42 protein-coding genes are annotated in these 25,584 nt (G+C 35.5%); 36 read left to right on the top strand and 6 right to left on the bottom strand.

Annotated elements, in window-relative coordinates; genetic code table 11:
• Positions 1 to 171: 171 nt before the first annotated feature.
• The 5 genes from ACKF5P_RS08425 to ACKF5P_RS08405 all read right to left on the bottom strand — a co-directional run bounded on the left by ACKF5P_RS08425 (position 172) and on the right by ACKF5P_RS08405 (position 3,611).
• Positions 172 to 930, bottom strand: coding sequence for a hypothetical protein (locus ACKF5P_RS08425; RefSeq protein ID WP_408954770.1), 759 nt, complete (start codon positions 928 to 930; stop codon positions 172 to 174).
• Positions 931 to 1,217: 287 nt separating this feature from the next.
• Positions 1,218 to 1,529: a hypothetical protein gene (locus ACKF5P_RS08420; RefSeq protein ID WP_408954769.1), complete on the bottom strand. Its 312-nt coding sequence runs from the start codon at positions 1,527 to 1,529 to the stop codon at positions 1,218 to 1,220.
• A gap of 18 nt (positions 1,530 to 1,547) precedes the next feature.
• On the bottom strand, positions 1,548 to 2,792 hold the full coding sequence (locus tag ACKF5P_RS08415; protein WP_408954768.1) for a hypothetical protein: 1,245 nt from the start codon (positions 2,790 to 2,792) through the stop codon (positions 1,548 to 1,550).
• A gap of 71 nt (positions 2,793 to 2,863) precedes the next feature.
• Entirely contained in the window at positions 2,864 to 3,202 is a 339-nt protein-coding gene (locus ACKF5P_RS08410; protein ID WP_408954767.1) for an ImmA/IrrE family metallo-endopeptidase, read from the bottom strand.
• On the bottom strand, positions 3,192 to 3,611 hold the full coding sequence (locus ACKF5P_RS08405; protein WP_408954766.1) for a helix-turn-helix domain-containing protein: 420 nt from the start codon (positions 3,609 to 3,611) through the stop codon (positions 3,192 to 3,194). Before ACKF5P_RS08405 ends, ACKF5P_RS08410 begins: the two co-directional genes overlap by 11 nt.
• Positions 3,612 to 3,778: 167 nt before the next feature.
• On the opposite strand from ACKF5P_RS08405, the gene ACKF5P_RS08400 reads away from it, so the two are divergent.
• Both ACKF5P_RS08400 and ACKF5P_RS08395 read left to right on the top strand, forming a co-directional pair.
• Positions 3,779 to 4,006 (top strand): helix-turn-helix transcriptional regulator, encoded by a 228-nt coding sequence (locus ACKF5P_RS08400; protein WP_408954765.1) that lies wholly within the window; start codon positions 3,779 to 3,781, stop codon positions 4,004 to 4,006.
• Between the two features lie 17 nt (positions 4,007 to 4,023).
• Positions 4,024 to 4,188, top strand: coding sequence for a BC1881 family protein (locus tag ACKF5P_RS08395; protein WP_408954764.1), 165 nt, complete (start codon positions 4,024 to 4,026; stop codon positions 4,186 to 4,188).
• A 126-nt stretch (positions 4,189 to 4,314) separates the two neighbouring features.
• Here ACKF5P_RS08395 and ACKF5P_RS08390 read toward each other — a convergent pair whose 3' ends face one another.
• Positions 4,315 to 4,449 (bottom strand): hypothetical protein, encoded by a 135-nt coding sequence (locus ACKF5P_RS08390; RefSeq protein ID WP_408954763.1) that lies wholly within the window; start codon positions 4,447 to 4,449, stop codon positions 4,315 to 4,317.
• Between the two features lie 132 nt (positions 4,450 to 4,581).
• Here ACKF5P_RS08390 and ACKF5P_RS08385 point away from each other — a divergent pair, with 132 nt between their 5' ends.
• From ACKF5P_RS08385 to ACKF5P_RS08220, 34 genes are all read left to right on the top strand, one after another.
• Entirely contained in the window at positions 4,582 to 4,755 is a 174-nt protein-coding gene (locus ACKF5P_RS08385) for a hypothetical protein (protein ID WP_408954762.1), read from the top strand.
• A gap of 90 nt (positions 4,756 to 4,845) precedes the next feature.
• On the top strand, positions 4,846 to 5,022 hold the full coding sequence (locus tag ACKF5P_RS08380) for a hypothetical protein (RefSeq protein ID WP_408954761.1): 177 nt from the start codon (positions 4,846 to 4,848) through the stop codon (positions 5,020 to 5,022).
• A 245-nt stretch (positions 5,023 to 5,267) separates the two neighbouring features.
• Positions 5,268 to 5,393, top strand: coding sequence for a hypothetical protein (locus ACKF5P_RS08375; RefSeq protein ID WP_408954760.1), 126 nt, complete (start codon positions 5,268 to 5,270; stop codon positions 5,391 to 5,393).
• 92 nt (positions 5,394 to 5,485) lie between these two features.
• Entirely contained in the window at positions 5,486 to 6,037 is a 552-nt protein-coding gene (locus ACKF5P_RS08370; protein WP_408954759.1) for a helix-turn-helix domain-containing protein, read from the top strand.
• A gap of 98 nt (positions 6,038 to 6,135) precedes the next feature.
• Complete coding sequence (locus ACKF5P_RS08365) at positions 6,136 to 6,543, top strand: hypothetical protein (protein ID WP_408954758.1); 408 nt, start codon at positions 6,136 to 6,138, stop codon at positions 6,541 to 6,543.
• Positions 6,533 to 7,009 carry a hypothetical protein gene (locus ACKF5P_RS08360; RefSeq protein WP_408954757.1) on the top strand — a complete coding sequence of 159 codons (477 nt, stop codon included), beginning with the start codon at positions 6,533 to 6,535 and terminating at the stop codon, positions 7,007 to 7,009. The genes ACKF5P_RS08365 and ACKF5P_RS08360 overlap by 11 nt, the downstream gene beginning before the upstream one ends.
• Entirely contained in the window at positions 7,010 to 7,318 is a 309-nt protein-coding gene (locus ACKF5P_RS08355) for a hypothetical protein (protein ID WP_408954756.1), read from the top strand.
• Positions 7,319 to 7,374: 56 nt separating this feature from the next.
• Entirely contained in the window at positions 7,375 to 8,412 is a 1,038-nt protein-coding gene (locus ACKF5P_RS08350) for a hypothetical protein (protein ID WP_408954755.1), read from the top strand.
• A 56-nt stretch (positions 8,413 to 8,468) separates the two neighbouring features.
• Positions 8,469 to 8,663: a hypothetical protein gene (locus ACKF5P_RS08345; RefSeq protein WP_408954754.1), complete on the top strand. Its 195-nt coding sequence runs from the start codon at positions 8,469 to 8,471 to the stop codon at positions 8,661 to 8,663.
• Positions 8,664 to 8,706: 43 nt separating this feature from the next.
• Positions 8,707 to 9,681, top strand: a complete 975-nt coding sequence (locus ACKF5P_RS08340) for a hypothetical protein (RefSeq protein ID WP_408954753.1) — start codon at positions 8,707 to 8,709, stop codon at positions 9,679 to 9,681.
• Entirely contained in the window at positions 9,572 to 10,429 is an 858-nt protein-coding gene (locus ACKF5P_RS08335) for a hypothetical protein (protein ID WP_408954752.1), read from the top strand. The genes ACKF5P_RS08340 and ACKF5P_RS08335 overlap by 110 nt, the downstream gene beginning before the upstream one ends.
• A gap of 128 nt (positions 10,430 to 10,557) precedes the next feature.
• Positions 10,558 to 10,707 (top strand): hypothetical protein, encoded by a 150-nt coding sequence (locus ACKF5P_RS08330; protein WP_408954751.1) that lies wholly within the window; start codon positions 10,558 to 10,560, stop codon positions 10,705 to 10,707.
• 194 nt (positions 10,708 to 10,901) lie between these two features.
• The gene (locus tag ACKF5P_RS08325; RefSeq protein WP_408954750.1) at positions 10,902 to 11,456 is read left to right on the top strand and encodes a putative metallopeptidase; all 555 of its coding nucleotides are present in this window, start codon (positions 10,902 to 10,904) and stop codon (positions 11,454 to 11,456) included.
• Entirely contained in the window at positions 11,456 to 11,992 is a 537-nt protein-coding gene (locus ACKF5P_RS08320) for a Holliday junction resolvase RecU (protein WP_408954749.1), read from the top strand. Before ACKF5P_RS08325 ends, ACKF5P_RS08320 begins: the two co-directional genes overlap by 1 nt.
• Positions 11,976 to 12,239, top strand: coding sequence for a hypothetical protein (locus ACKF5P_RS08315; RefSeq protein WP_408954748.1), 264 nt, complete (start codon positions 11,976 to 11,978; stop codon positions 12,237 to 12,239). The genes ACKF5P_RS08320 and ACKF5P_RS08315 overlap by 17 nt, the downstream gene beginning before the upstream one ends.
• Before the next feature lie 83 nt (positions 12,240 to 12,322).
• Positions 12,323 to 12,799 (top strand): RNA polymerase sigma factor, encoded by a 477-nt coding sequence (locus tag ACKF5P_RS08310; RefSeq protein ID WP_408954747.1) that lies wholly within the window; start codon positions 12,323 to 12,325, stop codon positions 12,797 to 12,799.
• 76 nt (positions 12,800 to 12,875) lie between these two features.
• A complete protein-coding gene (locus ACKF5P_RS08305) occupies positions 12,876 to 13,370 on the top strand; it encodes a hypothetical protein (protein WP_408954746.1) in 495 nt (164 codons plus the stop codon).
• A 54-nt stretch (positions 13,371 to 13,424) separates the two neighbouring features.
• Positions 13,425 to 14,015, top strand: coding sequence for a putative metallopeptidase (locus ACKF5P_RS08300; RefSeq protein WP_408954745.1), 591 nt, complete (start codon positions 13,425 to 13,427; stop codon positions 14,013 to 14,015).
• Positions 14,016 to 14,372 (top strand): phBC6A51 family helix-turn-helix protein, encoded by a 357-nt coding sequence (locus ACKF5P_RS08295; protein WP_408954744.1) that lies wholly within the window; start codon positions 14,016 to 14,018, stop codon positions 14,370 to 14,372.
• Between the two features lie 19 nt (positions 14,373 to 14,391).
• The gene (locus tag ACKF5P_RS08290; protein WP_408954743.1) at positions 14,392 to 16,221 is read left to right on the top strand and encodes a hypothetical protein; all 1,830 of its coding nucleotides are present in this window, start codon (positions 14,392 to 14,394) and stop codon (positions 16,219 to 16,221) included.
• A 15-nt stretch (positions 16,222 to 16,236) separates the two neighbouring features.
• The gene (locus ACKF5P_RS08285) at positions 16,237 to 17,637 is read left to right on the top strand and encodes an anti-CBASS protein Acb1 family protein (protein ID WP_408954742.1); all 1,401 of its coding nucleotides are present in this window, start codon (positions 16,237 to 16,239) and stop codon (positions 17,635 to 17,637) included.
• A gap of 16 nt (positions 17,638 to 17,653) precedes the next feature.
• Positions 17,654 to 18,943 (top strand): minor capsid protein, encoded by a 1,290-nt coding sequence (locus ACKF5P_RS08280; protein WP_408954741.1) that lies wholly within the window; start codon positions 17,654 to 17,656, stop codon positions 18,941 to 18,943.
• A gap of 57 nt (positions 18,944 to 19,000) precedes the next feature.
• On the top strand, positions 19,001 to 20,263 hold the full coding sequence (locus ACKF5P_RS08275; protein WP_408954740.1) for a DUF2213 domain-containing protein: 1,263 nt from the start codon (positions 19,001 to 19,003) through the stop codon (positions 20,261 to 20,263).
• Positions 20,260 to 20,673: a hypothetical protein gene (locus ACKF5P_RS08270; RefSeq protein WP_408954739.1), complete on the top strand. Its 414-nt coding sequence runs from the start codon at positions 20,260 to 20,262 to the stop codon at positions 20,671 to 20,673. Before ACKF5P_RS08275 ends, ACKF5P_RS08270 begins: the two co-directional genes overlap by 4 nt.
• A complete protein-coding gene (locus ACKF5P_RS08265; protein WP_408954738.1) occupies positions 20,674 to 21,642 on the top strand; it encodes a major capsid protein in 969 nt (322 codons plus the stop codon). It abuts the gene before it with no gap.
• A 25-nt stretch (positions 21,643 to 21,667) separates the two neighbouring features.
• A complete protein-coding gene (locus tag ACKF5P_RS08260) occupies positions 21,668 to 21,991 on the top strand; it encodes a hypothetical protein (RefSeq protein WP_408954737.1) in 324 nt (107 codons plus the stop codon).
• Positions 21,991 to 22,347, top strand: a complete 357-nt coding sequence (locus ACKF5P_RS08255) for a hypothetical protein (protein ID WP_408954736.1) — start codon at positions 21,991 to 21,993, stop codon at positions 22,345 to 22,347. The genes ACKF5P_RS08260 and ACKF5P_RS08255 overlap by 1 nt, the downstream gene beginning before the upstream one ends.
• On the top strand, positions 22,344 to 22,688 hold the full coding sequence (locus ACKF5P_RS08250; protein ID WP_408954735.1) for a hypothetical protein: 345 nt from the start codon (positions 22,344 to 22,346) through the stop codon (positions 22,686 to 22,688). The genes ACKF5P_RS08255 and ACKF5P_RS08250 overlap by 4 nt, the downstream gene beginning before the upstream one ends.
• Positions 22,689 to 22,693: 5 nt before the next feature.
• Positions 22,694 to 23,032: a hypothetical protein gene (locus ACKF5P_RS08245; RefSeq protein ID WP_408954734.1), complete on the top strand. Its 339-nt coding sequence runs from the start codon at positions 22,694 to 22,696 to the stop codon at positions 23,030 to 23,032.
• Positions 23,032 to 23,484, top strand: coding sequence for a hypothetical protein (locus ACKF5P_RS08240; protein WP_408954733.1), 453 nt, complete (start codon positions 23,032 to 23,034; stop codon positions 23,482 to 23,484). Before ACKF5P_RS08245 ends, ACKF5P_RS08240 begins: the two co-directional genes overlap by 1 nt.
• Positions 23,485 to 23,495: 11 nt before the next feature.
• A complete protein-coding gene (locus tag ACKF5P_RS08235; protein WP_408954732.1) occupies positions 23,496 to 23,687 on the top strand; it encodes a hypothetical protein in 192 nt (63 codons plus the stop codon).
• Positions 23,687 to 24,877 carry a hypothetical protein gene (locus ACKF5P_RS08230; protein WP_408954731.1) on the top strand — a complete coding sequence of 397 codons (1,191 nt, stop codon included), beginning with the start codon at positions 23,687 to 23,689 and terminating at the stop codon, positions 24,875 to 24,877. Before ACKF5P_RS08235 ends, ACKF5P_RS08230 begins: the two co-directional genes overlap by 1 nt.
• A gap of 13 nt (positions 24,878 to 24,890) precedes the next feature.
• The gene (locus ACKF5P_RS08225) at positions 24,891 to 25,334 is read left to right on the top strand and encodes a hypothetical protein (protein WP_408954730.1); all 444 of its coding nucleotides are present in this window, start codon (positions 24,891 to 24,893) and stop codon (positions 25,332 to 25,334) included.
• Between the two features lie 38 nt (positions 25,335 to 25,372).
• The gene (locus ACKF5P_RS08220) at positions 25,373 to 25,570 is read left to right on the top strand and encodes a hypothetical protein (protein ID WP_408954729.1); all 198 of its coding nucleotides are present in this window, start codon (positions 25,373 to 25,375) and stop codon (positions 25,568 to 25,570) included.
• The last annotated feature ends 14 nt before the right edge of the window (positions 25,571 to 25,584 follow it).

The following is a 25,584-nucleotide window of genomic DNA, read 5'->3' as shown; positions in this document are numbered from 1 at the left end:
ATAGAAAAGTTGGCCCGGCTTATTGAGAGTTAACGTCCTTAGCATCTCGCGACGTCAGTTAATACTATCCAACTTATTTTTCAAACTGCAATTTATTATATAAGCCATCTCATAATCGCTTTATTCTCAGCAACTGATGTCGCTAATGCTATGTTATATGAAGTGAAATCCTCAGTTCAAAAACCACCATTCAATAATTAGCCAACAAACTGGAATAATAATAGTAGATAAAATCATTAAAATTAACGCTCTTTTCAATTTCTTCTTTTTAAAATGTTTTGCTCCAAAATCAAATTCAATATCAGGCCATAATTTAAAGAACTCTCTAAATAACTTTACAGATAATGCCCCGCCTAAGATCCAAGCAAAATATATAACAAGAGATACTGTAAACCAAAAATTTCGTTCCAACATTTTTGAAAAAGTTGTTGTCTCGTTTATGGGAGCAATTGCTTTATAAAAAATAAATAATATAATTATTCCTATTATTACTGCTCCTATATTGCGAATTAATTTTTTATTTCTTAATATAAAATTATCTTGAGGTTCAAAAGAATTAATAATATCTTTTCCTCTATTAAAGACACCATTAACCCAATCCATATCTTCTCCTTTTACAACAAACTTACTATTATGATAATCTCCATTCTTTATGAAAAGACTCATAACTTTATCTAAATTATAATTTAAATACTCAAATTTAATTGATTCTACTTTTTTAATATTAATTATTTCACTCTCTTTAATCGACTTAAAAGATCCACTTTCATAAGATGTTCCATCAAAACAATTGATTTTAATCATTATGGAATAGGTACTATTCATTCTTTCATCTCTCGAACATTCATTTGAAAACAAATTTCCTATTCGAAAAATATCTTCTTCTGAAATAACTTTTGACTCTATTTTCTTTTCTTTAATTTCCTTCATTATATACTCTCCTCCATAATGATTTCATTTTATATAGCTTGATCTTTACGAAAGTACTTGCATGAACATCTTATATCAAATAAAAGCAAAGAACATATTGTATTATAATCATTTAATAAATAGCCAAAAAATACAATATTTTCTGATTGTGGTAAAAATAAAACACTACTTTTGAAAAGTAGCCAATTTTTTCACTTGCTTAATAGTGACGTAGAATTGGTTAGTCATTTAAATTTCTCTATGTAATGCTATAAAAGGGGAGGGGGGTGTTGATTGTTGGCCCTCCCTTAAATATTTAAGATCATGCTTTCGATTTCTTCAACTGCTTTTTTAGCTTTTCTTTTGTTTACCCATTTAATTTCTAAATCACTGACTGCACCGCCAGTAGTTTCAACAATTATTGTAGAGAAGAAAAAACCATTTTCTCTTCTTACAGAGGCAATTTGGTTTCTTAATACATTTTTTTCAGTAGACTTTAAGCCTAATAGCTTTCTTTTTTTTAATTTAACTTTAGTAGGTAGAATTTCTAAAGTATCAGGAAAAAATATGTTAGTTAAGCCAAAACCATCACTAAAGATTCTGCTTGCTTTGATTTTCATATGTTGGCCCTCCTTCATTTAGTTTATTCTTTCAAGGGATACTACTTCTTGTTCCAAAGTATCACTGATGATATTAACATCTCCTGAAGGATCAATTTCCCCAATAACGGTTGCTCCATCCTCCATTTTTAATGCGTTAAATATTATTTTATCATCTGAGGAAACATTCATTTTATAAATATCGTATTCTTCATCGAGTAGGGTAGTAGTTGAATCATTGCTTGGGTTAACTCTAATTAACTTTCCGTTATCTCCAAATAAGTAGTAATAGTTATCAGATGCATCGGCTAATACAATATCTGAAATTGTAACGTTTACTTTTCTAGGGGTTGCATCGTTATTATATACTTCATAAATATCTCCAGATGGCCTTGCTATAATGATTCTATTATCTATTTCAATTTTATAATCGTTAAAGCCAAGATTAAAATGATTTTCTGGTGTACTTCCATAAGTTTCAACTTCTAATTCAAATGAATCATTAATTAAAATTCTATTTATTTTATTTTCATCATTATCTACATAATGGATTTTATTGTCTAACCCTCGCCAAAACTTTCTAGAATCTAAAAATTCCATACCCCCATTAGTTTTTATTATTCTTTTGACCGAATTTGAAGTATCATTATTATCTCTAGCCCAATAGGCTATATTTCCTTGAGCATCGACGGTAAAATACTCTAAGTTATGGTGTTCTGGAGTAAGTATGGTTCCAGTTAAGTTTTCAGTATCTAGTTTAGTGATTCCTAGGGAAGGCCAGTTTCCGGCTCTATAATATAAATTTCCTGTACTATCTGTTTTTACAACATCAACATTTTTAAAATAATTCATCGGTTCTTTTGGGAAACCAGCATTAGATATGTCAAAAACAGCTCCATCAGATTTTCTTACTAAATAGCCATTATTTATATTTGATTTATTGTAACCGAACCCTACAATAATGTACTCTGAATTAACATCATATATAGCTGCAGGTTGTTCATCTATAGTCTCTATTTCTTTGCCATCCTCATTATAATAGGTAACTTCTTGTATATAACCATCAGGAGTAATTTTGAATAGCCTTTTGGCATCCTCATTACCAGATTGTATTAGTTTTGATTGTGGAACCAATGAGGATCCTTCTGTTATAAAAAGAGATTCAGCATTATTAATTCCCATAGTTGCTATGGTGTTATCAACTGAAGGAGTGGAAGAATCTGAGGAAGAGCAGCCAATTATTAAAAAACTAAGTAATAAAGTTATTATCCAAACTTTCTTCATAAGAATCATCCTTTCAATATCATTATTCAACAAAAAACCCAAAAATTTCTCATGCAATTATAAGAAAAACGCTACTTTTGAATAGTAGCTAATGTTTGCAATGCTAATATATCAGCTTCCTCCTCGATAGGGGAGTGCTGCATATCCATTCCAACCATATATGTATACTTAGGAGAGTGCTTTAAAATATGATAGACTTCGTGAACCAGCACTTTTCTTTGCATTTCAATAGTTAAATTTTTATTGATTGCTATCAGATATGAGTCATAACTTGACTTAAAGACATAGCCCCAGAGTTCTGGCCCCAGTTTTGTTACTCTAGGATATACATTATGTCCTTTGGCCCACATCAATAACTCTTCAAAGCTTAATTTTGTTTCTTCTTCATAATATATAAGTTTATCCTCCATGGCGTTCTCGTTCCTCTTCTTCAAATATCTTTGAAATTTTGATTAGTCTTTTAATAGTGCTGGGGCTAAGTTCACGACATTGTTTAAAGAACATCTGTAGATCATCCCTTTGGGTCATTTCATCGAAGAATTCGAGTAACTCTGGGTTATCTGAAATAGCATCTTTAATTTTTTCTTCTGCTTCATTAGTTTGGTCAATTGGTTGGCGTTGTTCAGTTCTACCGAGTAGGTAATCAACGCTGACATCGAAGAAATCTGCTATTTTAGATAGCATTTCGTTATCTGGGCTTCTTTTGCCCTGCTCATACAAACCTACTGAACCTCTTGTAATTCCTAATTTATTAGCTAATTGTTCTTGGGTTATCTTTTTATCTTTTCTTAATTCTTTTAGTCTGCTTCCAATATTCATAGAAAAAACCTCCCAACTAACAAGTTTATTATACTACAATTAGTATCATTAATAAATCATAGATACAAAAAGTTTCAAAAAACAAACAAAACACTTGACAGATACACTATGTATCTATATAATGCTAATAACGGTGATACATTTCGTTTCTGGAAAGGGGTGATCATATGAGATATAAACTTGTAAATGCAAGAGAAAAAGAAGATTTAACTCAAGAAGAAGTTGCTGAAATGTTAAATATCACAAGAGGTCATTACGGTCATATAGAAACTGGAAGAAGAAACCCTAGTATTAAATTAGCAATAGATATAGCAGATTTATTTGGGATGGCAGTAGAGAATATTTTTTTAATCAATAACGAAACAGAATGTATCGAAAATGATAAAGCCAGCTGAAAGGAGGGCCAATATCAATGAGAAAAAGAGTCAGAGAAGAAATCTTACAAGCTGCAACAACTAAAGAGTTAGTTGAAGAGTTAAGCGCTAGAGAAGGAGTAGAGGTGAAAGAAGTTGTTCCTTATCAAGGTTGCCAGCCCGAAGTAAACGGGCCAGCAAAGGTGCTTGTAGTGATTGATTAACCGATTTTAGTGTAGGTGTAGTTATTTATGTGAGAGTGAAAGTAAGAAAACAAAATTAAGTAGTTTCAGGAGGTAAAAGGACTCCGAGAATACCTTATTTAATCAGCACTGGTATTGCTGAATTAATTATCTTAATTTGCGTTTTAGTTTTCTAAGTTCACGCTTAGTTTTACGTTCAGATTTTTTAACTTCACGTTTAATCTTACGTTCGGCTTTACGCTGTTCACGACGAATTTTACGTTTGATTTTAGATTTATTCATAACTATCTACCTCCTGGATATATTTTCCCGGAGCCCTATAATTTGAATTCAGCATAAAATTAGATTATTCCTTCTAATTTTACAAATATTTATTAATTAATCAATATTATCCTAAAGAAAGGAGGGCCAACGATGAAAGAACTACTAGTAAAGCAGCTAGAAAGATTGGATCGAGTTAATGAGAGGCTTTTGAAGAAGGCAGAGAATAATGAGTTAACTGAACTGGAAGTTGAAACTTTAGAGGTTGTTAATAATGCAATAGATGATATCAGTTATACTCTTATGACAACTAAAGCTGAAGAGTAATTGGACTCTAAAGGAAGAAAATACCTTTAAGTTGGTTGTAATAGGACAATCTGAAAGTTTAATACCCTGTATCAAAGGGGGGTTGATAAATTGAAATATAAAGTTTTGCATACATCGAAGGGTAAAGAGCCTATGGAAACTGAGGAGTTTATAGAGAGCATGAAGGGAACAGAGTTAGAAGCTGCTTTTAAGCTTTTTTGGAAGAGATTGATTAAAGCAAGGGCAGAAAGTGAAGGCCTTGAAGTTAGCCTTGGTAATCTTGAATGACACTTATTTGATGGGAGTTAAATAAAGGGGGAGAGGTTGGCCCTAAGTTTAGACAAGTATATATGCTGTATTTTGAAATGGGATGATTGATTTGAATTCAGAAATATTACTGGCTCATTTGGACGAGCATCATACTGGAGATAAAAGTAGGAATTTTCAAGAGTGTTTGAAGAGAAGTGATAATTAATACTTAGGATCCAGTAGGTAAGTTAATGGACAAGTATTAATTTAAGGAGGTGAGATATTTGCCGAGAAAGTTCGATCCAGCTCAAGCCTTTAAGATTGCTAGAAGGCTTAAAAAGGAAGGTAAAGATAATACTGAAGGCTATAAAAAGATTATGGGTAGGCTTAAAAAATATTTTGCTAAGTAGTTTAACTTGTTTAACTACTTATATTATACCGGATATTATTAGCACAAATCTAGAGTTTTTTGTGAAGGTTTGGCAAAAAGGAGGGGTTGAATGTGAATAACAGATATATCGGTAATTTAATTAAAGAAGAAAGAGGGAAGATGACCCAAAAAGAGTTGGCTAAAAAGGTTGGGGTTGATAGAAGTACAATCAGTAAATATGAATCAGGAACAGAGATGTCTAAAGATATGCTTAGAATAATTGCTGAAGCATTAAATAGTTTAAAGTTGAAGATGATTGCAGATGGAACGACAACCGAGACTATAATTTTTGACCAGGTTAATTTAGATTTTTATGTATCTCTTTCTAAGACTAGACAAGAGTTATTGGAAGCTGCACAAGCGATTAATGATGTGTTAGATTTTGCTCACAATGTAGAGTCAATTGAGGAGCTTAAGGAACAAGAGAGAGAAAGAATTGAATATATGTTAGAGCAGATCGATGATGTTAATCACGCCTGTGATATGGCTGATCTGGTTTGTCATGAGTTTGGAGCTGATATAAACAAAAGGAATGAGAAGAATCTGCAGAAGTATTATGCTAAAGGTTATTTATCTTCGTTACGTGATGTTAGGCAAATAAAAAACACCCGCTGCAACGGGTGAGAACTTAAGTAAATTCAACTACGGTCATTATATCAAATCCCGGGCCAACTTACAAGTTAAAGCTTAGGCTGGGGAGCTAAAAGAAAGGGGAGAGGTTGATGACTCATCTGGAAGCAACTGAAATTAGACTATATGATATGCGGGAAGCAGTTGAGAGTAAGGTTGGTAAGTTAATAGACTATGATCATGTAAATATAAAGCAAAATGAGACTATGATTTGTCAAAGTAGAATTACTAAGTATGAAATAGTTAATAGATTACGTGGATTGAATAGCTACAAGATAGTTCAGCATCTTAAGAATGATTTATATGTTACTGATGATCAAGAAGATGCAATGGAAGGATTGATAGCATTAGTTTTAGCCGATAGGTGTAAAAGTTTTATTGAGATTAAAAATAGTACTAGGAAGTATTTTCTTTCGGTTGATATTGGAGGTTACCGTAGTAGGTGGGAAGTCAAGGATAAAGCTGTTAAGCAAGAAAGGGGTGCTAGAGATGCCTGCTAATAAATTTTATGTAGAAGCTGTAGATAGAAGTTTTCCTGTTAAAGAGCTTAAGGTTGCTGCTGGAGTCTATACAGGTTATTCAAGGTTTAGTTTGAGAAGTTTCAGAGTGATTAGAATAAGTGATGATTCATTTTGCGTCTATGATGTTAAAAAGACAATGAAGTATTATAAACCGCCAACATTGGTTACTAAGTTGACTGTTATCCCAGAAGAAGATGGTTATAGCTTCAGGACAAGCCGTAAAGCCCCTAAGGTTAGATATGTAGAAGCTAATGGGGAAGAGAAGATGTTGAATCTATATCAGGCTAAAAGGATAGTTGAGAGGATAGATCCTGAACTTTCTAATCGGCTATTGGAAATCTCGACGATAGAAAAGATGGAGCCTTATTATTTAATTAAGTTCGGATTAGAGGAAGAAGCATTGACTTATCAAGTTGATGAAAAAGATCTTCCTGAGGTGGTATAGATGCCAGTCAATAGAAATCGGAAAGCAGTAACTAAAGTTTGTAGGATATTAAACGGGATAGAAGAGCAGTTAGTATGGAAGATGGGTCGCTGGCAAGGCAAAGGTTCAATTATGAATAATGGAGTGCTTGTTTTTAAAAGAGAAGTTCCTATGAGAAAACGGGATTATCATAGGTTGAATAAAGCTCGAAGGATAATCAGAGAAAAATTTGTATTAGCTGATTTGATATCACTTGATGATCAGTTGGAGATTGGGTTGAGTTTTGTTATAGATGATAGGTTGAGTGAGATTAGGGCAGCAGGTTTATAAAACATACCAGGCCAACATTTCTAAGTGTTGGCCTGGTTTAAAAAGGTGGTGAGTTGATGATTAATGGAATTGAAGGTCTAAATGGCGTATCTGAGATAGAGATAGGAAAGATCAAGACTGGTGAGAAAAATAAGAAGGGTTATCCATCGAAACTGGATTACTTTAAAATTGTCAGACCGACTAAGAAAGGTAAAAACTACGAGTTGGATCCGGTGATGGAGCAGCTTCCTGATAAACCTAAGAGATTAGATATTACGTTGGCCCATGATGATATTGACAAGAATTTTCTAAACTATTTCGCTTACTATCAAGGTTATAATGATTTAAAGTGTCGAGGTAATGGGCAAAGAGCTATTGTCGATGGAGAAAAAGAGGTTAAGTGTAATGGATCTAGATGTAAGTACTGGACTGAAGGGAAATGCAAACCTAATGGGATCCTCAAGGTAAGTCTTAAACAAAAGCCAAGTTTGGTTGGTTATTATTTTTACAGAACCACTAGTTGGAATTCAGTCAAACGGATCAAAGAGTCGCTTAATTATATCAGTCAAGTTACTAATGGAATTTTGGCTGGGATTAACCTGAAGTTGGTCTTAAAAGAGGAAAGAAATGATCATGGCAATATGTATATTGCTCATATTGAGTATCCAGGTACTGTATTAGAGCTTAGAAAAGAAGCAGTTGAGTTGGCCCGGGCCAAAAAGGAGTTACAGGAGCTTAACTCAAATAACAGACATTTCAGTTTACCAAATCAGAGTACAAGCTCTAAATCAGAAGAAGTTACAGCTAAAGTTGATAATCAAGATGATATTTCTGATGAAGTTAAAATGATTACTGGAGCTCAGAGAAAGAAGATATTTGCTATGATAGGGAAAATAACTGATTGGATGGAAAAACAGGGTGTTAATCCAAATAAGGAAAAGGTTAGAAAGCAGCTGATGAAGGATTTTTCTGCAGCTGAAGGAGAGAAGTTGGAAAGTCTAAGTAGTGATAAATGCACCTATGAGCAAGCAGATAAATTTATCAGTTGGCTTGAGGATAAGAGTAAAGTTGTGAAGGATGAGAACTTTAAATTAGAAGTTGTAGAGAGTGCTTAGATTATCAGATAAGGGCCAACATTGAAAGTGTTGGCCCGAATAAGGAGGTATCTTAAATGGCTTGGGAGAGATGTGAAGAGTGTAATAAGATGGTACGACGGAGTACTGAATCTGATCAGCAGCAAAAGTATTGTCCTGAGCGTGGTAAGTTTTGTGTTGGTCAGGAACCAGATGATTTAGAGTGTAGTTATGATCAGAGTTATTTCGATAAGATTGTAAGTGGTTTAAGGGGATTAGCAAGTTTATTTTGATAGTATAGATTAAATAGATTATGTTCCAATAAGGGGTGATTAGATGCAAAATATAGAAAGTGATCTTTTGATAAATGAAGGTAGTTTAATTATGTTTGATAAGCAACTGGCAGAAGAAGTTGGGATGAATGAGGCAATATTTTTACAACAACTTTATTATTGGCTTAGAATAAATTACAAGGCAGATAAAAATTATATTGAGGGCAAATATTGGGTTTATAATACTTACGGAGAGTGGCTGGAGAATAACTTTCCTTTTTGGAGCAAGTCAACATTGAGAAGAACGATCAAAAATTTAGAGAAAGAGGAATTAGTTATAACTGATAACTTTAATAAAGCTGGTTTTGATAAGACTAAATGGTACACAATCAACTTTGAAGTTTTAAGCAAAATTGAGAATAAAATCAAGGAGGAAGAGCAGTCTGCTCAAAATGAACAGACGACTGTTCAAAATGAACAGAGGAAGTGTTCAAAACGAACAGATGGAGCTGTCCAAAATGAACAAACCAATACCAGAGATTACACAGAGATTACTACAGATAATAAAAGTAAGTATGTAAGTAGTAATGATAATTTAACTGTTGAAGAGGAACAAGAAGTTTTAGAAGAGGTTAAAGCCCAACAGACAGACAGGCAAACAGAACCTTCTCCAATTAGAGAAGCGATTAATAATATTTGGAAGATGAATAATTTCAATCCTAATATACTAATCACCCTAATTAAATATGCTAATAAGTCTAGTCCTGAACTGGTAATTGAAGCAATGAAGCGGGCCAAGTATGAAGATAACCCATTTTATTATTGTGTTGGTCGTGATCCAGCACAAGGAAAAGGAATATTAAACCGTTGGCTTAGTAGAGGTATTACTTCTATTAGTGAGCTTGAAAAAATAGAGAGGGGTAATAGCAATGAGAGCAAATGCAAAGGAGATCAGTCCGAATCAATTTCAGCAGTTGATAAATCAAAGAGTGACAGAGCTCAAAGAAAAAAGCCAAAATATAAAGCAAAAAGAAACTGAGAAGTCAAATCCTCGCAGGATAAATGAATTTTATGAGAAGATACTTGCAATTGCTGATATTCCAAGCAAGTTAAAACGGGAGTCATTTAAGAGTTATGACTGTTCTGTTAAAGAAGGGTTTGAGGGTAAAGTAGCTTTAGTTAGGAAATTTGCTCAATCATATCAGAACCCAGAAAACATATTTTTGTACTTAGGGGGTAATGTTGGTAATGGGAAAAGTCATTTAGCTGTCTCTGCTGCTAAAGTGATTGCTTATCAACAAGCTAAGGAGTTAGATGCTAAGATTGATCGATTTATGCCATCTAAATTGCCGAACGGGGAAGTGTTTTTGTTCTATGTCAACTGGAGAAGTGAAATCAAAAAGATTAGAAATAGTTATTCTAATCGAAGTTCAAATTATTCTGCTTTAGAAGTGATTCAAAAGATGCAAAGGGCTAAAGTGTTGGTGATTGATGATTTATTTGCTCGTTCTAAGATTTCAAGTTCTGATTTAGATGATATTTTTGAAATTGTTGATTATAGATATCAAAGAGATAAGCTGACCATCTTTACATCAAATAAATTCCCTGGTGAGTATTTGACAAGTCTTACTCCAGAGGATTTAAAAGATAATAGATACAACAGAATGAATCAAGATGATTTAGATATAGTAACGGATAGAATAGCAAGCAGGATTCTTCATGGTTGTGGTTCTCCAGGAGTGGTTGAATTTGATGGGCCAAATTATAGAGTGGTTTCAAATAGATGAATACAAAAGAAAAACAAGCCGACTTTCGCCGGCTATTATATATATAACAAAAAGGGAGGTTTACAATTAAATTATAACGTGTTGATTTAAGATAAGCATTACTATTTTTAAAAAAAAGGATGATTTCAATGAATAGGTTAATAATTTGGCTTTTGATAGTGGTTATTGTTGTTAGCATTGCTTTTTTAATAGATAAAATCGATAACAAGAGCAGAAGAAAAAAGTGTAAAGAAAGTGATTTAGATTTATTAAAGATTATGAAAGGAAAAGATGAATAAGAGATTAGGAAGTGTTATTAGTATCTGCGGGCCAACTCGCCTGGACAACGACTGGCTGGCAGATGCCCTCTCTCGTTAAGAGTATGGATTTTACAAAAATAAAATGAAGGGAGGAAGCCCACCTAAATTTATTATTCATCTACGGGTCAGCTTTTGGTCAAAGTTGGCCCGACTAAAAAAAGGAGGGGTTTAAGGTGGCTGATTATATTAGTAATGGAGTAGAGAGTATTGAAAATGTGGCTCAAGAAGTGATAAAAAAGCATCATGAAAAATTAGCTAATGTCAAGATTGGTTATAGATTTAGGGATAAAGCTAAGGTTTCAAAAGGGAGAATGGTTTATGGAGAGATCAAGAAAGTTCCAAAGCTATGGCAGACATTTATTGAAGAAGATATTATCTTGATAGTCCCAGAAACTTATTGGTCTGCTGCAGATAATATTAAAAGGGAAGCTATGATTGATGAGGCTTTTTTACAAATAGATTTAGAACCGATTCAAGTTGATAATTTTCCCAAAAGAATAGGTAAAGAGTTATATGAATTAAGCAATGGTGAAAGAGTCGAAGGTATTAGAGAGGCTAAACGAGCTCAGGACGAGCTTTGTGATTATAAGATATCTATTTTAGATTACGCTGAAGAGGTTATTGCTAAGAATATTGCTAGATATGGTTGCTGGAAAGAAGGGTTTAAAAAGTTAAAGCAGACTATTACACAAACTAGAATTGAATTTGATAAGGCAGCTGGTCAGTAATGAGTATTAATTATGCTAATAGAGGACAAGGGTTAGAGGATATGATTGAATCCTCTAACCAGCAATATTTCTTCCAGGAGAGAGCATTGGTACAAAAGGTTCCTACGCCAGTTAAGGTTTTAAATATTAACTCTAGGACTGGGAAGATTAGCAATGGATTTTATGAAAAGAAGTCAACTGTCGATTACATAGGTTTATTTGAAGGTTATCCAATAGCTTTCGATGCTAAACAAACTAAGGTTGAAACTAGATTTGATTTGAGTAATGTGGAAGAGCATCAATATTATTATTTAGCAGATTGGGCCAAAAACGGAGGTATTAGTTTTTTGGTGGTTTATTTCAGTAGCCTGGATGAATTTTATTATTTACCATTTAAGTTATTAGATCGATATTGGCAAGGAGTATTACAAGGTGGTAGAAAGAGTATACCTTATGATGAATTTAAAGAAAGATGGAAGATAAAGCCCAAGGGACTGATTTTGGTTGATTATTTATCAACTCTTAAGGAGGTAGAGGAGATTGCAAGCAGAGAATGATAAGATGACTTGGAAAGTTGCTAAAATAATATGCCAGATCCAAGAGATTGAAATAGAAGTATTGGTTAAATGTCCGTATTGTGAGCTTAGGGTTGCTAGGTTGAATCTAAAAGAATCTCTCTGGGAGTGTGATAGGTGCAATAAAGAAGGGGCGGAAGAGGAGCTTTTAAGGTTGGCCCAGGAGAACTTTTTTGATAAACATCAAATGGCTTACTGGGAAACGAGAAATAATAAAGGGGTAAAATAGAAGAGAACGAGCCTGTTGGCCCGCTCTAAGAAGCATTTAACTTGATAAAACCATTATAACATAAAAGAGAGGGGCGGGTAAAGGTGGGATGCGAGGTAATTGAAGAGATTAAAAAGGATAGTAAGGATAGGATTGAAGAAATATTATATAATTACAGACCAGCTAAAGCTAAGGCAAAGGTTTTGATTACTACTTCTTTAAATATGAGTTATAGCTTGAAAGCAATTAGATATAATGAACCTTCAGCAAAGACTAATGAAACTGCTTCTGATACTGAAAATTATATTGATAAAAAAGAGGAGCTTAAGGAAAGAGGAGAGATGATTTTAGAAAATGTTGAGACGATAGAAGAATGTTTAGAGTGTCTTGGCCCGGAAGAGCATGATGTGATAGAGTATAAATATTTTGATAGATTAGAGGATTCAGATTCAGCTGAAAGATTAGAAGTGTCGATCCCAACGGTACAAAATAAGAAGAGATCAGCTTTAGAGCAGCTTGAAAAGGTGGGTTTATCAGAAATTTATCAGGAATTTATCACTATTTTAGCAGTTAAGGCTTAAAAAGTGTGATATTATATATAATGAAACGAAGTATAAACAACACGCTCGATTACTTTTTTTGGGGAGAGATAAAAAGATGAATAAAATGATATTAGAAAAGGAAGAGGCTTTAAAAATACTCAAAGAGGAACAGGCTTATTGTTTCAATGGTTCGGAGAGTGAATTTGAAGAGTATATAAAAGATTGCTTACCTGAGTTATGTAGCAAAATTGGATTGCCAGATATAAAAAATATAATACAACAAAAACAGATTAAAATAAGTAATTTTAATATAAGACCTGACTTGATAGTTGTTCATGAGGATTTAAGCAAGTCTATTTTTGAAATAAAATGCACTAATAAAAAACATCCTGCTACAGCTCCAACAGAACAATGTAAAGCTATAGGTCAATTAATGTTGTACCAAAATTCTATAGAAGCATTAACAAAAGAAAAGCCAAGAATGTTTTTGATTGATGATAAAATACATTTAAGAACAGTAGCAGTTTTTAAAAATTCTAACCTACCAATAACATTAATAGAAGTTCAAAATGGTAGAGTTTTTATACCTTATGTGCCTATTAATCTTTAAACACTCGCAAGAGTGTTTTTCTTTTTGATAATTTAATTTGAGGAGGTGTTGCTAGTGAGTGAAAAAGTATTATTATATTGTATGGGAGAGAATAATAATAAATCTAGATGCAGTAGAAAAAAAGAATTTATAGTTAATCAAGCTCCAGAAGAATGGTATTGCTGGCAGCACGAATATCAAAAGTATGAACATCCTTTTCAGTTACCGATTGGTTTTGACTACAAGCTAGATGGCAGGTTAAGATATTTAGCAAAAAGGATTTTAGATAAGATGGAGGATCTTAGTGAGATAAGAGATATAATTGGCCTTGAAAATATAGGGTTTGTTAGAAGTTATAAAGAGAAGAAGAGTCAAGGTAGGACTGTTTTTGCTGAGTGCAAGAAAGTTACTGGGCCAGAAAGAGCAATTATCCCTTATAAATTTTTAATTATCTTTTATGATCCTAATATAGCTAATTTATCAGATAATCAAAAAAAGATAGTTATGTATCATGAGTTAAGGCATATTGGTCCAAGAGAGAATATCGTCCCTCATGATATAGAAGATTTTTCAGATATAATTAAAGAGTTTGGAATAGATTATTTAGACCTAGATAAAGAAGTACCAGATATATTAGCTGATGATTACCATCGGGAGGTGGTTTAATTGTCTGATAAAACTAAACATAATGAAACAGATTTGCCTTTATCAGCTAAGCAGATGAAATTTGCTCAACTATTGGCAAATCCGGATGATAGACGATCAAGAAGGGCCAAAATTAGGGAGGTGGGTGTTTCACCTTCCACAGCATATCGTTGGTTGAAAGATGATAGCTTTTTAGAATATTTAAATGATCAAATAGAAAGGTATACAGAGGGTCATTTAGCAACTGCATGGAATTCATTAATAAGACAAATGAAGCGAGGAGATACAAAAGCTATCAAACTTTTCTTTGAACTTAAAGGTAAGTATAAACAAGAGATTGAAGTAACAGAAAAGAGAAAATTAGAAGATTTCTTTTAAGGATGGTGATAATAATGAGATGTTATCCTGTACAGATATAATCCAAAAGAGGAGGGAGTTATGGGCCAACAACCAAGATATAGGCTTAGATAGGGAATTTAGAAAAGCGATTGTTGATAAGCTAACAGAGGTTGGCCCGGAAGGTGAACTGACTGAAGAGGCTCAAAAATTAAAAGATGAGATTCAAACTGATCCATCTCTATTAGTAGAGATGGTTTTTGTAATTGATAATAAAGAAGGGGAAAGGGTTCCTTTCTTTCCTAATCAAGCTCAAAGTATGGTGAAAAAAGAATATAGACGATGTAAAAAAGAAGGAATCTCCTTTAGAGCAATCATTATTAAAGGGCGACAACAGGGTATATCATCTTATGTTACCTCGCTGCAGTTGGCCCAGGGGATAACAACGAAGAATTTTCAAGGTTATACAGTTGCAGATGAAGATAAATCTACTAATAATCTATTTGAAAAAGCTAAAAGTTATTATGAGCCTTTACCTGAGAAGTTAAAACCTACTGAGAAATATAATAACCGGAAAGAATTTAGATGGGCCAAAGATGATGGGCAAGGGATGAATAGCAGCTGGGGGATATCTACTGCAGGTAACACCAGCAAAGATGGTCGAGTGGGTAACTCCTTTACGATTCATTTTCTACATGTATCTGAGTTAGCTTGGTGGCCAATCATCGATAAAACCATGTCAGGGTTGACTGATGCTTGCACTCCTTCAGCAGATATAATCTTAGAGACTACTGCTAATGGTTACAATGAAGCTCAAGAAAGATGGGATAAGGCTGTTAAGGGTAAGAGTGATTATATAGCTATCTTTATTCCGTGGTATATTCAAAAGGAGTATAGTAAGGAGTTTAGATCTGAAGAAGAGAAAAGAGAGTTCATTAAAGATATCGATAACTCTAATTATAAAATCTTTAAGAACTTAAGAAATTACCGGGCCAACATTGAAGAGATAACCTATGAAAAACTGTGGTGGTATTATCGTAAGTATGTTGATGATAAAAATGAAGATTTAGCAGAGATGCAACAAGAATATCCAACCTTTCCTGAAGAAGCATTTCAAGCTTCAGGTAATCCGGTATTTAATATTGATAAGGTTAAGGAGAAGTTGCTATATGCTAAAAAGAAGATTGGGCCACTCAAGGCTTTCAATGCAATCCCAATTGTCAGAAATACTGATAGCATCAAAGAAAGGGTTAAATTTGATCATCGACCAGTAGCAATTACTGGGGATGAACGTTGGCCCGAGGCAGAGATTTATGTATTTGAAGAGTATGACCCCAATAAAACTTATGTTTGTGCAGCTGATGTAGCTGAAGGAGATGGCGGTGATTACTCTAGTGCCAGTATTTATTCAATAGATGATTGGAAGCAGGCAGTACAGATTAATGGCCATTGGGAAGCAGATGAATATGGTTATCTATTATATGAGTGGGGCCAAAATTATGGTTGGGCTTATATGATGGTTGAGAATAACAACCATGGCCTAACTACTAATACTACCCTACTTAAGGAGCTTAATTATCCAGAACATTCATTCCACTTCAGATATAAAGATGATGAGAAGCGAGATGAAGAAACTAGGAAGATGGGCTGGTGGACTGGCAATAATAAGTTCTTAATGATCGACGAGTTTAGAACTGCTGCTATTAACAGTGATCAGATGGAGATTAAAGATTATAAGACACTTCAGGAGTGTATGACTTATGTTAAGGACAAGAATGGGGGATATAATGCTGAATCAGGTAGCTTTGATGATCGAATAATTGATAAGGCAATAGCTTGGCAGGGTAGAAAATATGTTAAAACTAAGAGTAGTGTTGTTTGGAGTAGTTAAGAAAGGAGGGAGATTATGGCCGATGGAGAAGAGATTGATGCTGTAGAGCAGCTAGGTAGAATGGTAGCTAATTCATTGATTTCTGCTCGAAGTAAGTTAGCTAATAAAGCAGGTGCTTCTTTTGCAGGGGAGAGGAATTACTATCAAACCTTAGGCTATAAAGATGAGTTAACTTTTGAAGATTACTGGGCCAAATATGACAGGCAAGATATAGCTAAGACAATAGTAGAGAAGCCTGCTAAGACTACCTGGAAGAAGAAGGCGATAATTAAGGAGCAGGATAAGAAAAAAGATGATGAAACTGACTTTGAAAAAGACTTAGCAACAGTAGTTAAGAATACAAAGTTGTTTAATAAGTTAAAGCGAGCTGATATATTATCTGGGATTGGTCGTTATGGGGTTATACTCTTAGGGACAGCTGATCCTAATGGTAATGACTTTAGTAAGCCTTTGGAGAAAGATTCATTAAATGGTCCAGAGGATGTATTATATTTGAGTGTTTATAGTGAAGGGTCAGCTAAGATTAATCAATGGGAGACTGATCAGACTAACAGAAGATTTGGTAACCCTAAATTTTATAAGATAGATCTAACTGGTGATGATCCACCTAAAGGATTTAAAGCTGGTAATGTAATTGTTCATCATAGCAGAGTCATTCATTTAGCTGAAGGTTTATTGGAGAATGAGGTCTTAGGTACTCCTCGGTTAAAGAATGTATATAATCTACTTGATGATCTGATGAAGATAGTTGGAGGTAGTGCTGAGACCTATTGGAAGAATGCTAGTAATAAGTATCATGCTGATGTGAGAGAGGAATATGATATTGATCTTGGTAAGCTGGATGAACAAATAGATGAGTTGGTTCATAACTTAAGAGATTATATTGGGACGAAGGGAGTAGATATTAATACATTAACTACTAATATTGAAGACCCTAGTAACCCTTTTGATATTATTATCTCTCTTATCTCAGCAGTGACTGGGATTCCTAAGCGAATATTATTAGGTAGTGAACGAGGAGAGTTGGCCAGCAGTCAAGACGAAAGAAATTGGGTAGAAAAAATTAATGAACGACGGGCCAACTATGCTCAACCTTTGATTTTAGAGCCACTTATTGAAAAGTTGATTGAAATAGGAGCAGTAAGTCAACCAGAGACTGGTTTTGAGGTTGAATGGCCTAATTTATTTGAGCTAAATGAGATGGAAGAAAGTGAGCGAGTCTTAAATTATGCTAGGGCTATTAATCAATATAGTGGTGGTAGTTCGGAGTTGATAGTTGCACCGGCTGAGTTTAGAGAGAAGTATTTAGGATTAGAGCCTGAGATAGCAGAGGAGTATTTGATTGGTGAGAATGATTTATTGCCTGAGGAAGAAGAGGAAGTTCACAATTATTTTAAAAGATTAAAGAATAGATAAAGGAGGGCCAACAACGATGTGTAGAATATGTGGGAATTTGGCCCTGGTATATAATAAGACTGATCCTACTCGCAGTAAGGTCTTAAGGCAGAAGTATAGTGCTGAAATGTATAAAAGGTGGCGTAGAATCAAAGGGGCGATCAGGAAAGTATTGATTGAGTATGATGCATTACATCTTAAGGGCCAAGCTGCTAATGAAAAGATTTTTATTCCCAGAAACTTTGAATTTGAAAATGATGCTGAGAAGGTTGAAACTTTTATGGCTTGGTTGGATGAAGCAGTAGATGTAGGGGTATTAGAAATAATGGAACGGGATGGCAGGGAGGCAGTTAAGAGAAAAGAGTGGCAGAATATATATATTAAATCAGCTTATGAGAAGGGATTAAAACAAGCTGATAGTAAGATGAAGAAGTTAGGTTTAACTGTGCCAGATGATGATTTGAGTTTGACTCTAGCTAAGCCAATCCATGCTGATAAGTTAGGTTTGCTATATACTCGAAACTTTCAGGAATTAAGAGGGATAACTGAGGAAGTAGATCAACAGGTCAGTAGGGTTTTAGCTGAAGGTATGGGCCAAGGGCTAAACCCTAGAGAGATAGCTAGAAATATTAATGATCGAGTCTCTAAGATAGGGATTACTCGGGCTAGGACGTTGGCCCGGACAGAGATAATCAGATCTCACGCTGAAAGTACTCTTAATAGATATGAGGAGTATGGGATTGGAGAGGTAGCAGCAGAGATAGAGTTTAGTCATGCTGGTGATGATAGAGTTTGTGATCTCTGTCGGAGCCTTGGTGGTAGGACATTTACACTTAAAGAAGCAAGGGGGATAATCCCTGTTCATCCTAATTGTTTCGATTCTAAGACAGAAGTCTTTACAGATGAAGGGTGGAAATTATTTAAAGAGTTAAAGGGGCATGAAAAGATTTTTAGCAGAAACCCAGATGATTTAGAGGTTGGCTATTTACCTTATGATAAATTTATAAGTTATCAATATGAAGGGCCAATGTATCACTTAACTGGTGATTCTCTAGATTTGATGGTAACTCCGGATCACAATCAACCAATTTTAGAAAATGGGAGAATGATTATTAAGTCAATGAAAGAAGTGGTTAAACAAAAAGATTTTTCATTGTTAACTAGTGAAAGTAAAATTAACTCCAATAATCTTAATATAAAAAGGGTTGATTATAGTGGAATGGTGTATGATGTTGAGTTGCCTAAGTGGCATATTTTATTGGTAAGAAGGAATGGTAAAACAGTTTGGTCGGGTAACTGTCGTTGTGCTTGGTTGCCTGTAATTTAATATAGATAACTCAACACCTGAAGGGGTGTTTTTTATATTTTGAAGGGAGGTGAGAAGGTGTTTAGAAAGATTGCTGGTTTTGCTCATAACAATAAGCAAGAGTTAGTAGTCAATAACGAGCCCAATTATCAGTTGGTTGTCAATCAGGCTACTATTACTATTAACAAGACTAGAAGGGAGACTTATTTAAATCGAGAGTATTTAGTGGCTCCAGTAGTTGCAGTTAAGCCTAAGGTGCTCAATGGTGAGAAGTTGCCTTTTGATGAATTGGCTTACAGTTGGCAGAGTTGGGAAGGTGTACCTTTGACTCTTAATCATCCAACTAAGGAGGGTCAGAAGGTGGCAGCCAACAGGCTTGATGTCAGAGAGAATTATTATATTGGTCGCTTCCATAATGTCAGCTTTGACTTTGAAGCAGAGGAGTTGAAGGGTGAAGTTTGGCTTGATATTGAAAGGTGCCAGCAGTTTGGCGGAGAAGCTAAGGAAGTTTTGGACATTATTGAAGAAGGAGAAGAAGCTGTTGAGGTATCTACTGGTTATTATCGATTGGTAGAGCGAGCTGAAGGAGTATTTAAGGGCCAAAGCTATAATGGTGTTCAAAGAAATATCTTACCGGATCATTTGGCTGTTTTACCGAATGATACTGGAGCTTGTAGTGTTGAAGATGGTTGTGGAATTAAGACTAATCAGTCTGAATCTAATAGTGTGATCGAAGCTATTAATAAGGGTTTTAGTAAAGTAATTAATATGTTTAAGAGGGGTGAAAAGATGGATAAAGAGAAGTTAATTGAGCAGATTGTTAATTGTGAAGGGTCAGGATTTACTGCTAATTCTAAGGATTTGTTAGCAGAGATGGAGGTGAAACAGTTGGCTACTATTGCTAAGGGGCTTGATTGTGATCAGGGCCAACAGTCTAATCAAACGAATAATTCTAGCCAGGGCCAACAGCAGAATAATCAGGGGCAAGCTGGGTTAGAGAATGTTGATAATGAGATGTTGCAGCAGGTAGTCAATAGTGTTAATCAATTGACTGAAAAGGTTGAGAGTTTAGAGGGTGATATTCAAAGCAATAAGCAGGAGAAGAAGGATGAGTTGGTTGAGATCATCACTAATGCTGAACAGGATTTAGGAGAGAAAGAAGAGCTTCAGGAGTTACCTGTTGATTATCTAGAGAAGTTGGCCCGGGTAGCTAATTCAAATTACGCTGGACAAGGTGGTCCTATTAACTTAGGTGCTGATTTAGAGAATAATGAAGAGGAAGTTAGTCAGCCTAAGCCGGTCTTGTTGAGAAATAGAAAGAAGGAGGAGGATAGCGAATGAAGGCAATAACTAGAAATACTAATCCTCATAAAGAGGGGACTGCTGGAGAGAAGATTACTCCAGGGCAGTTGGTAGATGGAGCAGATCGAGAGAATGTAGTCAAACATAATCAAGCTGGTGGTTTAGCTGCTAGTACTTTTGCAGTGGAAGCTGATTTTGTTGGTCGAGGTATTGACCAGGATATTGAAGAAGGTGAACGGATTAAGTTCCGTTACTTTAGGAAAGGTGATGAAGTTCATACCTTTTTAGCACCAGGAGAGAGTGTTGAGAAAGGTGATTTTTTAGAGAGTGCTGGTGATGGTTCGCTAAGGGCCAAAACTGAAAGTGGAGAAGTGTTGGCCCAGGCTTTAGAAGAGATTAATAACTCGACAGGTGAAGAGGCTGTCAGAATAGACGTGGAGGTGTTATAAATGACAAAAGTTGCACAAGTTTCGAGCCCTAAAAGTTTAGGGATGGCAAATAATAAGATTTTAACTTTAATCAATAGTGGGTTACGTTTGAACTCACTGCGGACAAATAGTATTTTAAAGAAGGATGAATGGAAGCAGATTGATAGTCGAGTGGTGACTATCAGTTATAAGAATTTAGTTGCTGTTAATGATTTGATTGAGAATGGACTGGATCGGGATAACGGTGGTTTAGGAACTACGATGGATGGTTATCCACGTAGAGGAGAGAAGGAAGAGGCTCAGATTGATATGTCTGGGACAAGTGGTGGCCAAGAAGAACATACAGATTATGATGAGGTTGGTGTTCCAATCCCTGTGCTTCACTCTAACTTCAGGATTAATATTAGAAGGCTATTAGCTGCTAGGCAGAATGGAAGAAATTTAGATACTACTGAAGCTGATGAGTCAACAAGAGTGGTCAATACTGCTATGGAGAAGATGATCTTTAAAGGGGCAGATGTCTCAGTAGATGGGGCCAAGATTTATGGTTATTGTAATGTACCTGGTAGATTTACTGGAAGTTTATCGGACTGGACTACTGGAGCAGATGTTATCTATAAAGATATTAAAGAGATGATCTTTAAGCTAATCAACAAAGGCTTTATTGGCCCGTTTTATCTCTATTTAGGGGCCAACAGATATGATAAGTTATTTAATTATGTTGATGGATCAGATCAGACTGCTTTAGATCGAATTACAAACTTACCTGGGCTAGAAGAGATTAAAAATTCTCCTGGTACTCCTAAAGATGATGTAGTATTAGTTCAGATGACATCTAATGTTGTTGACTTATCAATTGGTGAAGATGTACAGACTGTTGAATGGGAGAGTTATGGTGGAATGGAGATGCAGTATAAGGTGATGGCTGCTATGGCTCCACGGGTTAAGAGAAATAAGAATGAAGTAACAGGAATTGTTCATTATAGCTAAAAGTAATTAGATTGGAGGGAGTAGGTTGAGATATGAATTAATCAAAGGTACGCACTCTATCCCTAGTGATGGAGGGCGTACCGAATTAACTAAGGGTGATATTGTTGAGTTGACTGAAAGTCAATATCAGAGTTTTAAGGATAAGTTTAGACCAGCTAAGGGGCAACAATCTAAGTATGGTTCTAACTTTTCTTTAGATGATCTATCACAAGGTGAGATTGAAGGATTGATGGAGGAGTTGAAGCAGAAAAAGAGTGGTTGGTATGAGTTGCCTAATGGTGAGAATGTACAGGGTCAACAAAAGGCACTTGAAGCATTGGTGGAGCTTAAAAAAGAAGGTGACCAGTAATGGCTAGGGTTGGCCCTGGGGAAGTGTTAGAGATTGCTGAGTTTAAGATGGATGAGAATAAACTCGATGCCTTTATTAAGACTGCTAATATTCAGGTCAATAAACATTTAATCGATAAAGGCTTGAGTGAAGAAGAGTTGGAGGAGATTGAGAAGTGGCTGGCAGCTCACTTTGCTTCGGTAGCTGCACCACGGGTTAAGGAAAAAAGGATCATGGAGAATCAATATAAGTATGAAGGGCCAATGATGGATAAAGGGCTTGATGGCAGTATGTATGGTCAGACTGCTAAAGTGTTGGATCATACCGGTATTTTGGCTAAACTAGGGGCCAAGAAAGGAATGTTTACAGCTCTATGAGTTTTAGCTTTAAAGGATTAGAGGGGATAGATGGAATTATTAATGATCTTAATAGGGCGATTGGTAGTGTCAAAGATGTTGATGGTTGGGTGGTGGGGACTGGAAGTTCATATGCTGTGTACGTTGAGTACGGGGCTGAGAATATGGAAGCCCAATCTTATATGAGGAGGGCAGCTAAAGAAGTCTTAAAAGAGCTACCTAGATTAGAAAGAGAAGCTGATGGAATTAATGATCTGATTAAGAAGGTAGCTTTAAGGATTGAAAGATTAGCCAAGAAATACTGTCCTGTGGATACTGGCAATCTTAAAGCGAGCATTGAAGCTGAAAGAATTAGAAGGTGAAATTGATGAGTAATAATCTAGAAGCTGATTTAAAGAGGCATGGTAAGAAGTTGACTTATTATCGTAAGAAAAAGGTTGGCGAAAATAATCATGGCGATCCTATTTATGAGGAAGACCCCGAGACAATTCGGGGTTTTTTACGTTTCAGGAGTAATCCAAGAGAGATTGAGACTGCAGCAGGCAAGGTCAAGCAGGTAGCAGTTGAGATTATGATTGATGGGAATAAAGAGATTGATGATCAGTTGGATGAAAGACTGGAGTACAAGGGCCAACAGTTCCGGATAGTAACGACCAATCCTGTTGGTGATGGGTTTCAAAAGTTAAGCTGTGAAAGGGTGAGATGATGAGTAATCAAATAGCTCTGACTGACCCTAAGTTGGTGATTAAATCATTGCTAGAAAAAGAATGGAAGCTAGAGAATACCCTAGGGGTTACTCCTAAATTCTCTACTGGCTGGTATGAGCAAGGATTAAAGTTGGCCCAGGTGACTGTAACTGGTGATGATGAAAATGGAGACTATCACGGGATAACTTCTCAAGGCGGGCCAACGAAGAGATTCGATGGAACGCTTGATGTCAATACCTGGGCTAATCGTAACTGTCATAATGATCCTAAAAGCTTGGTCTTTGTAATGAGCAAGGAGATTGAAAGGATAATTGATGATAATTATGACAAGCTTGAGGAGTTGGAGTTGATTGGCTATCAGAGAAAAGTCAGTTTAGATCAAACGGATATCTCTCCAAAGATTTATAGATATTTGAATATAGTTGCTTACAATAGGTATACAAGACGTTAGGGAGGGGTTAGATGTGGATTGAGAATAAAAATAAACAGACTAAGAAGTTGAAGGTTAAAGGATTAACAGATGGGCCAATATTCTTTAGTGCTAATGGTACTGCTCAGGTTCCTGAGGAAGTAGGTAAAGAGTTGGTTGAGAGATTTGAGAGTATAGTTGTTAAGGAAGTTGGCCCGAAAGATAAGAAGGAGGGTGATGATTAATGCCACAAGAGGGTGGATTGAGAAAGCATAGGATTGAGTTTGTAAGAGAGGATGAGATGGGAGTTACCCCTGTCGATCCTGATTGGGGATTATTTTCTGATAATGTCAGGCAGATTAACTGGAATCCTGATGCCAATATAGAACCACAACGAGGGATTGGTAATCCTGATCCTAAGGGGCATCATGCTAGTGTTGAGACACATAATGTTGACCTAACTTATGATTTACAGAGATTTTTAGTAGATGATCCTGCTTACGATGGGTTGGCCCGTGATGAGGATAATGAGCTACCTAATTCTCATACCTTAGTCGATCGAGAGAAGCATCATAAAGGAGGAGCTGCCGGAGCAGGTTTTCATACTTATACAGTTGGTACAGGTGGAAAGATTGGTGATGTATCGATTGAAGGTGAGCCAGATAGTAGTCAACCGATTCCAATAACCTTGAATTATCAGTTTGAAAAGGTTAGACCTTATAAGATTGATCAGCCTGCTGGGGCTACTCTATTAACTATTAAGTCCAACAATCAGGAAGATGTTGGCCAAGAATTAACGATTGAGGATGAAGGAGCAAATACATCAGAGACAATTGAGATTAATGGAGAAACAGAAGTAACAACAACTTCTGAATTTGAAAGTATTGATGTTTCTTATCTAAGTCAAGAGTGCCAAGGTGATTTAACTATTGAGGATAGTGACGGTAATCTCTTAATGACTATCAATGGTAAGGAGACTTATGATGGGGTTGAGGGTGATTTAGGAGTGCCACCATTAGGTGTGGGTAGTCATGCAGAGGAGCTTGGAACCGATTATGAATACTTCTTAGGGGATGAAATCGAAAGAAATGAGGAAGAGTTTGCCTTTGATATCAGCTCCGTCTCTTTATCAGTTGCTAATAACTTGGATACTACTCCTCGACATAATAGCAAAAAGTGGAGAATCAATGAGACTAACAGGGAGACTCAACTATCTGCTACTGTATATGGTGAAGCTGCAAGTCACGATCGTATTTTGGAGCATTTACAGACGGTTGCTAAAGATATTACTTGGAAGTTAACCAGTACGATTGTAAAAATTAAGAAAGCAGTCCTAGTTGACGGGCCAAGTCGAGATATAGAGGAAGGGCAAGCTGTTATGAGTTTGGATAATAACTTTAGTGGTGAAGGTTTAGAGATTGAAAAAAGAAATTAAGGGAGTGGTTTAATTGGCTAAGGAAGAACAAAAGCAAAATGACAAGGTGCAGCAAGAAGAGGAGTTTGCAGATATATCAGCTTTTAAAGTTCCTCGTGATGAAGAGGGGAACCTGTTACCTGAAATGACTACAACTAAGTATGGCAAGGTAAAGGTTGTACCGCTTACTTATGGAACAATAGAGCAGTATAAAGAGGAGATAGAGGATTTAAAGAAGATGGGGTCTGATGTAGTTGCTGAGTTGTGCCAGAGATTTAAGGTTCCTGATATGTCTGATTTTACTGAGGAAGATGTTGAGGATATGAGGCCTATGGCTGTGCAAGAGATTTTGTTTGCTCTCTTTGGTGTGAGTGATGTTAAGCTTAAGAGGTTAAAGGTTAATCAGGATCATAGTGTTGATATTGAGTTAGATGAAAAAGCGGAAGAAAATCAAGAAAAAGATGATATAAAAAACTAATTAACCAGGAGGCTGAGTTTGTTTTATGGCTTCATAAGATGGGCTATACCTTTCACGGGCCAACTTCCTTTTATGGATTGACCTTTAAAGAGATGAGTCTTTTGATGCATGGGTATTATTGTTCTAATGAGAGGAGGAAGAAGAGGTTACAAAAAAAGACTGGCAAAAAGTTTGGCCCGTCGGAGAGTGACTGGAAGGGGATGAAGAAGTTTAAGGATAGGTTTAATTTGAATTAGAAGGGAGGTGTCAA

Origin of the sequence: Natroniella sp. ANB-PHB2 (assembly GCF_046097105.1) — a bacterium.
In the GTDB taxonomy this organism is placed as follows: Bacteria; Bacillota; Halanaerobiia; order Halobacteroidales; family Halobacteroidaceae; genus Natroniella.
The sequence above is the reverse complement of the archived record's forward strand: the minus strand, read 5'-3'. Positions and strand labels throughout refer to the sequence as shown.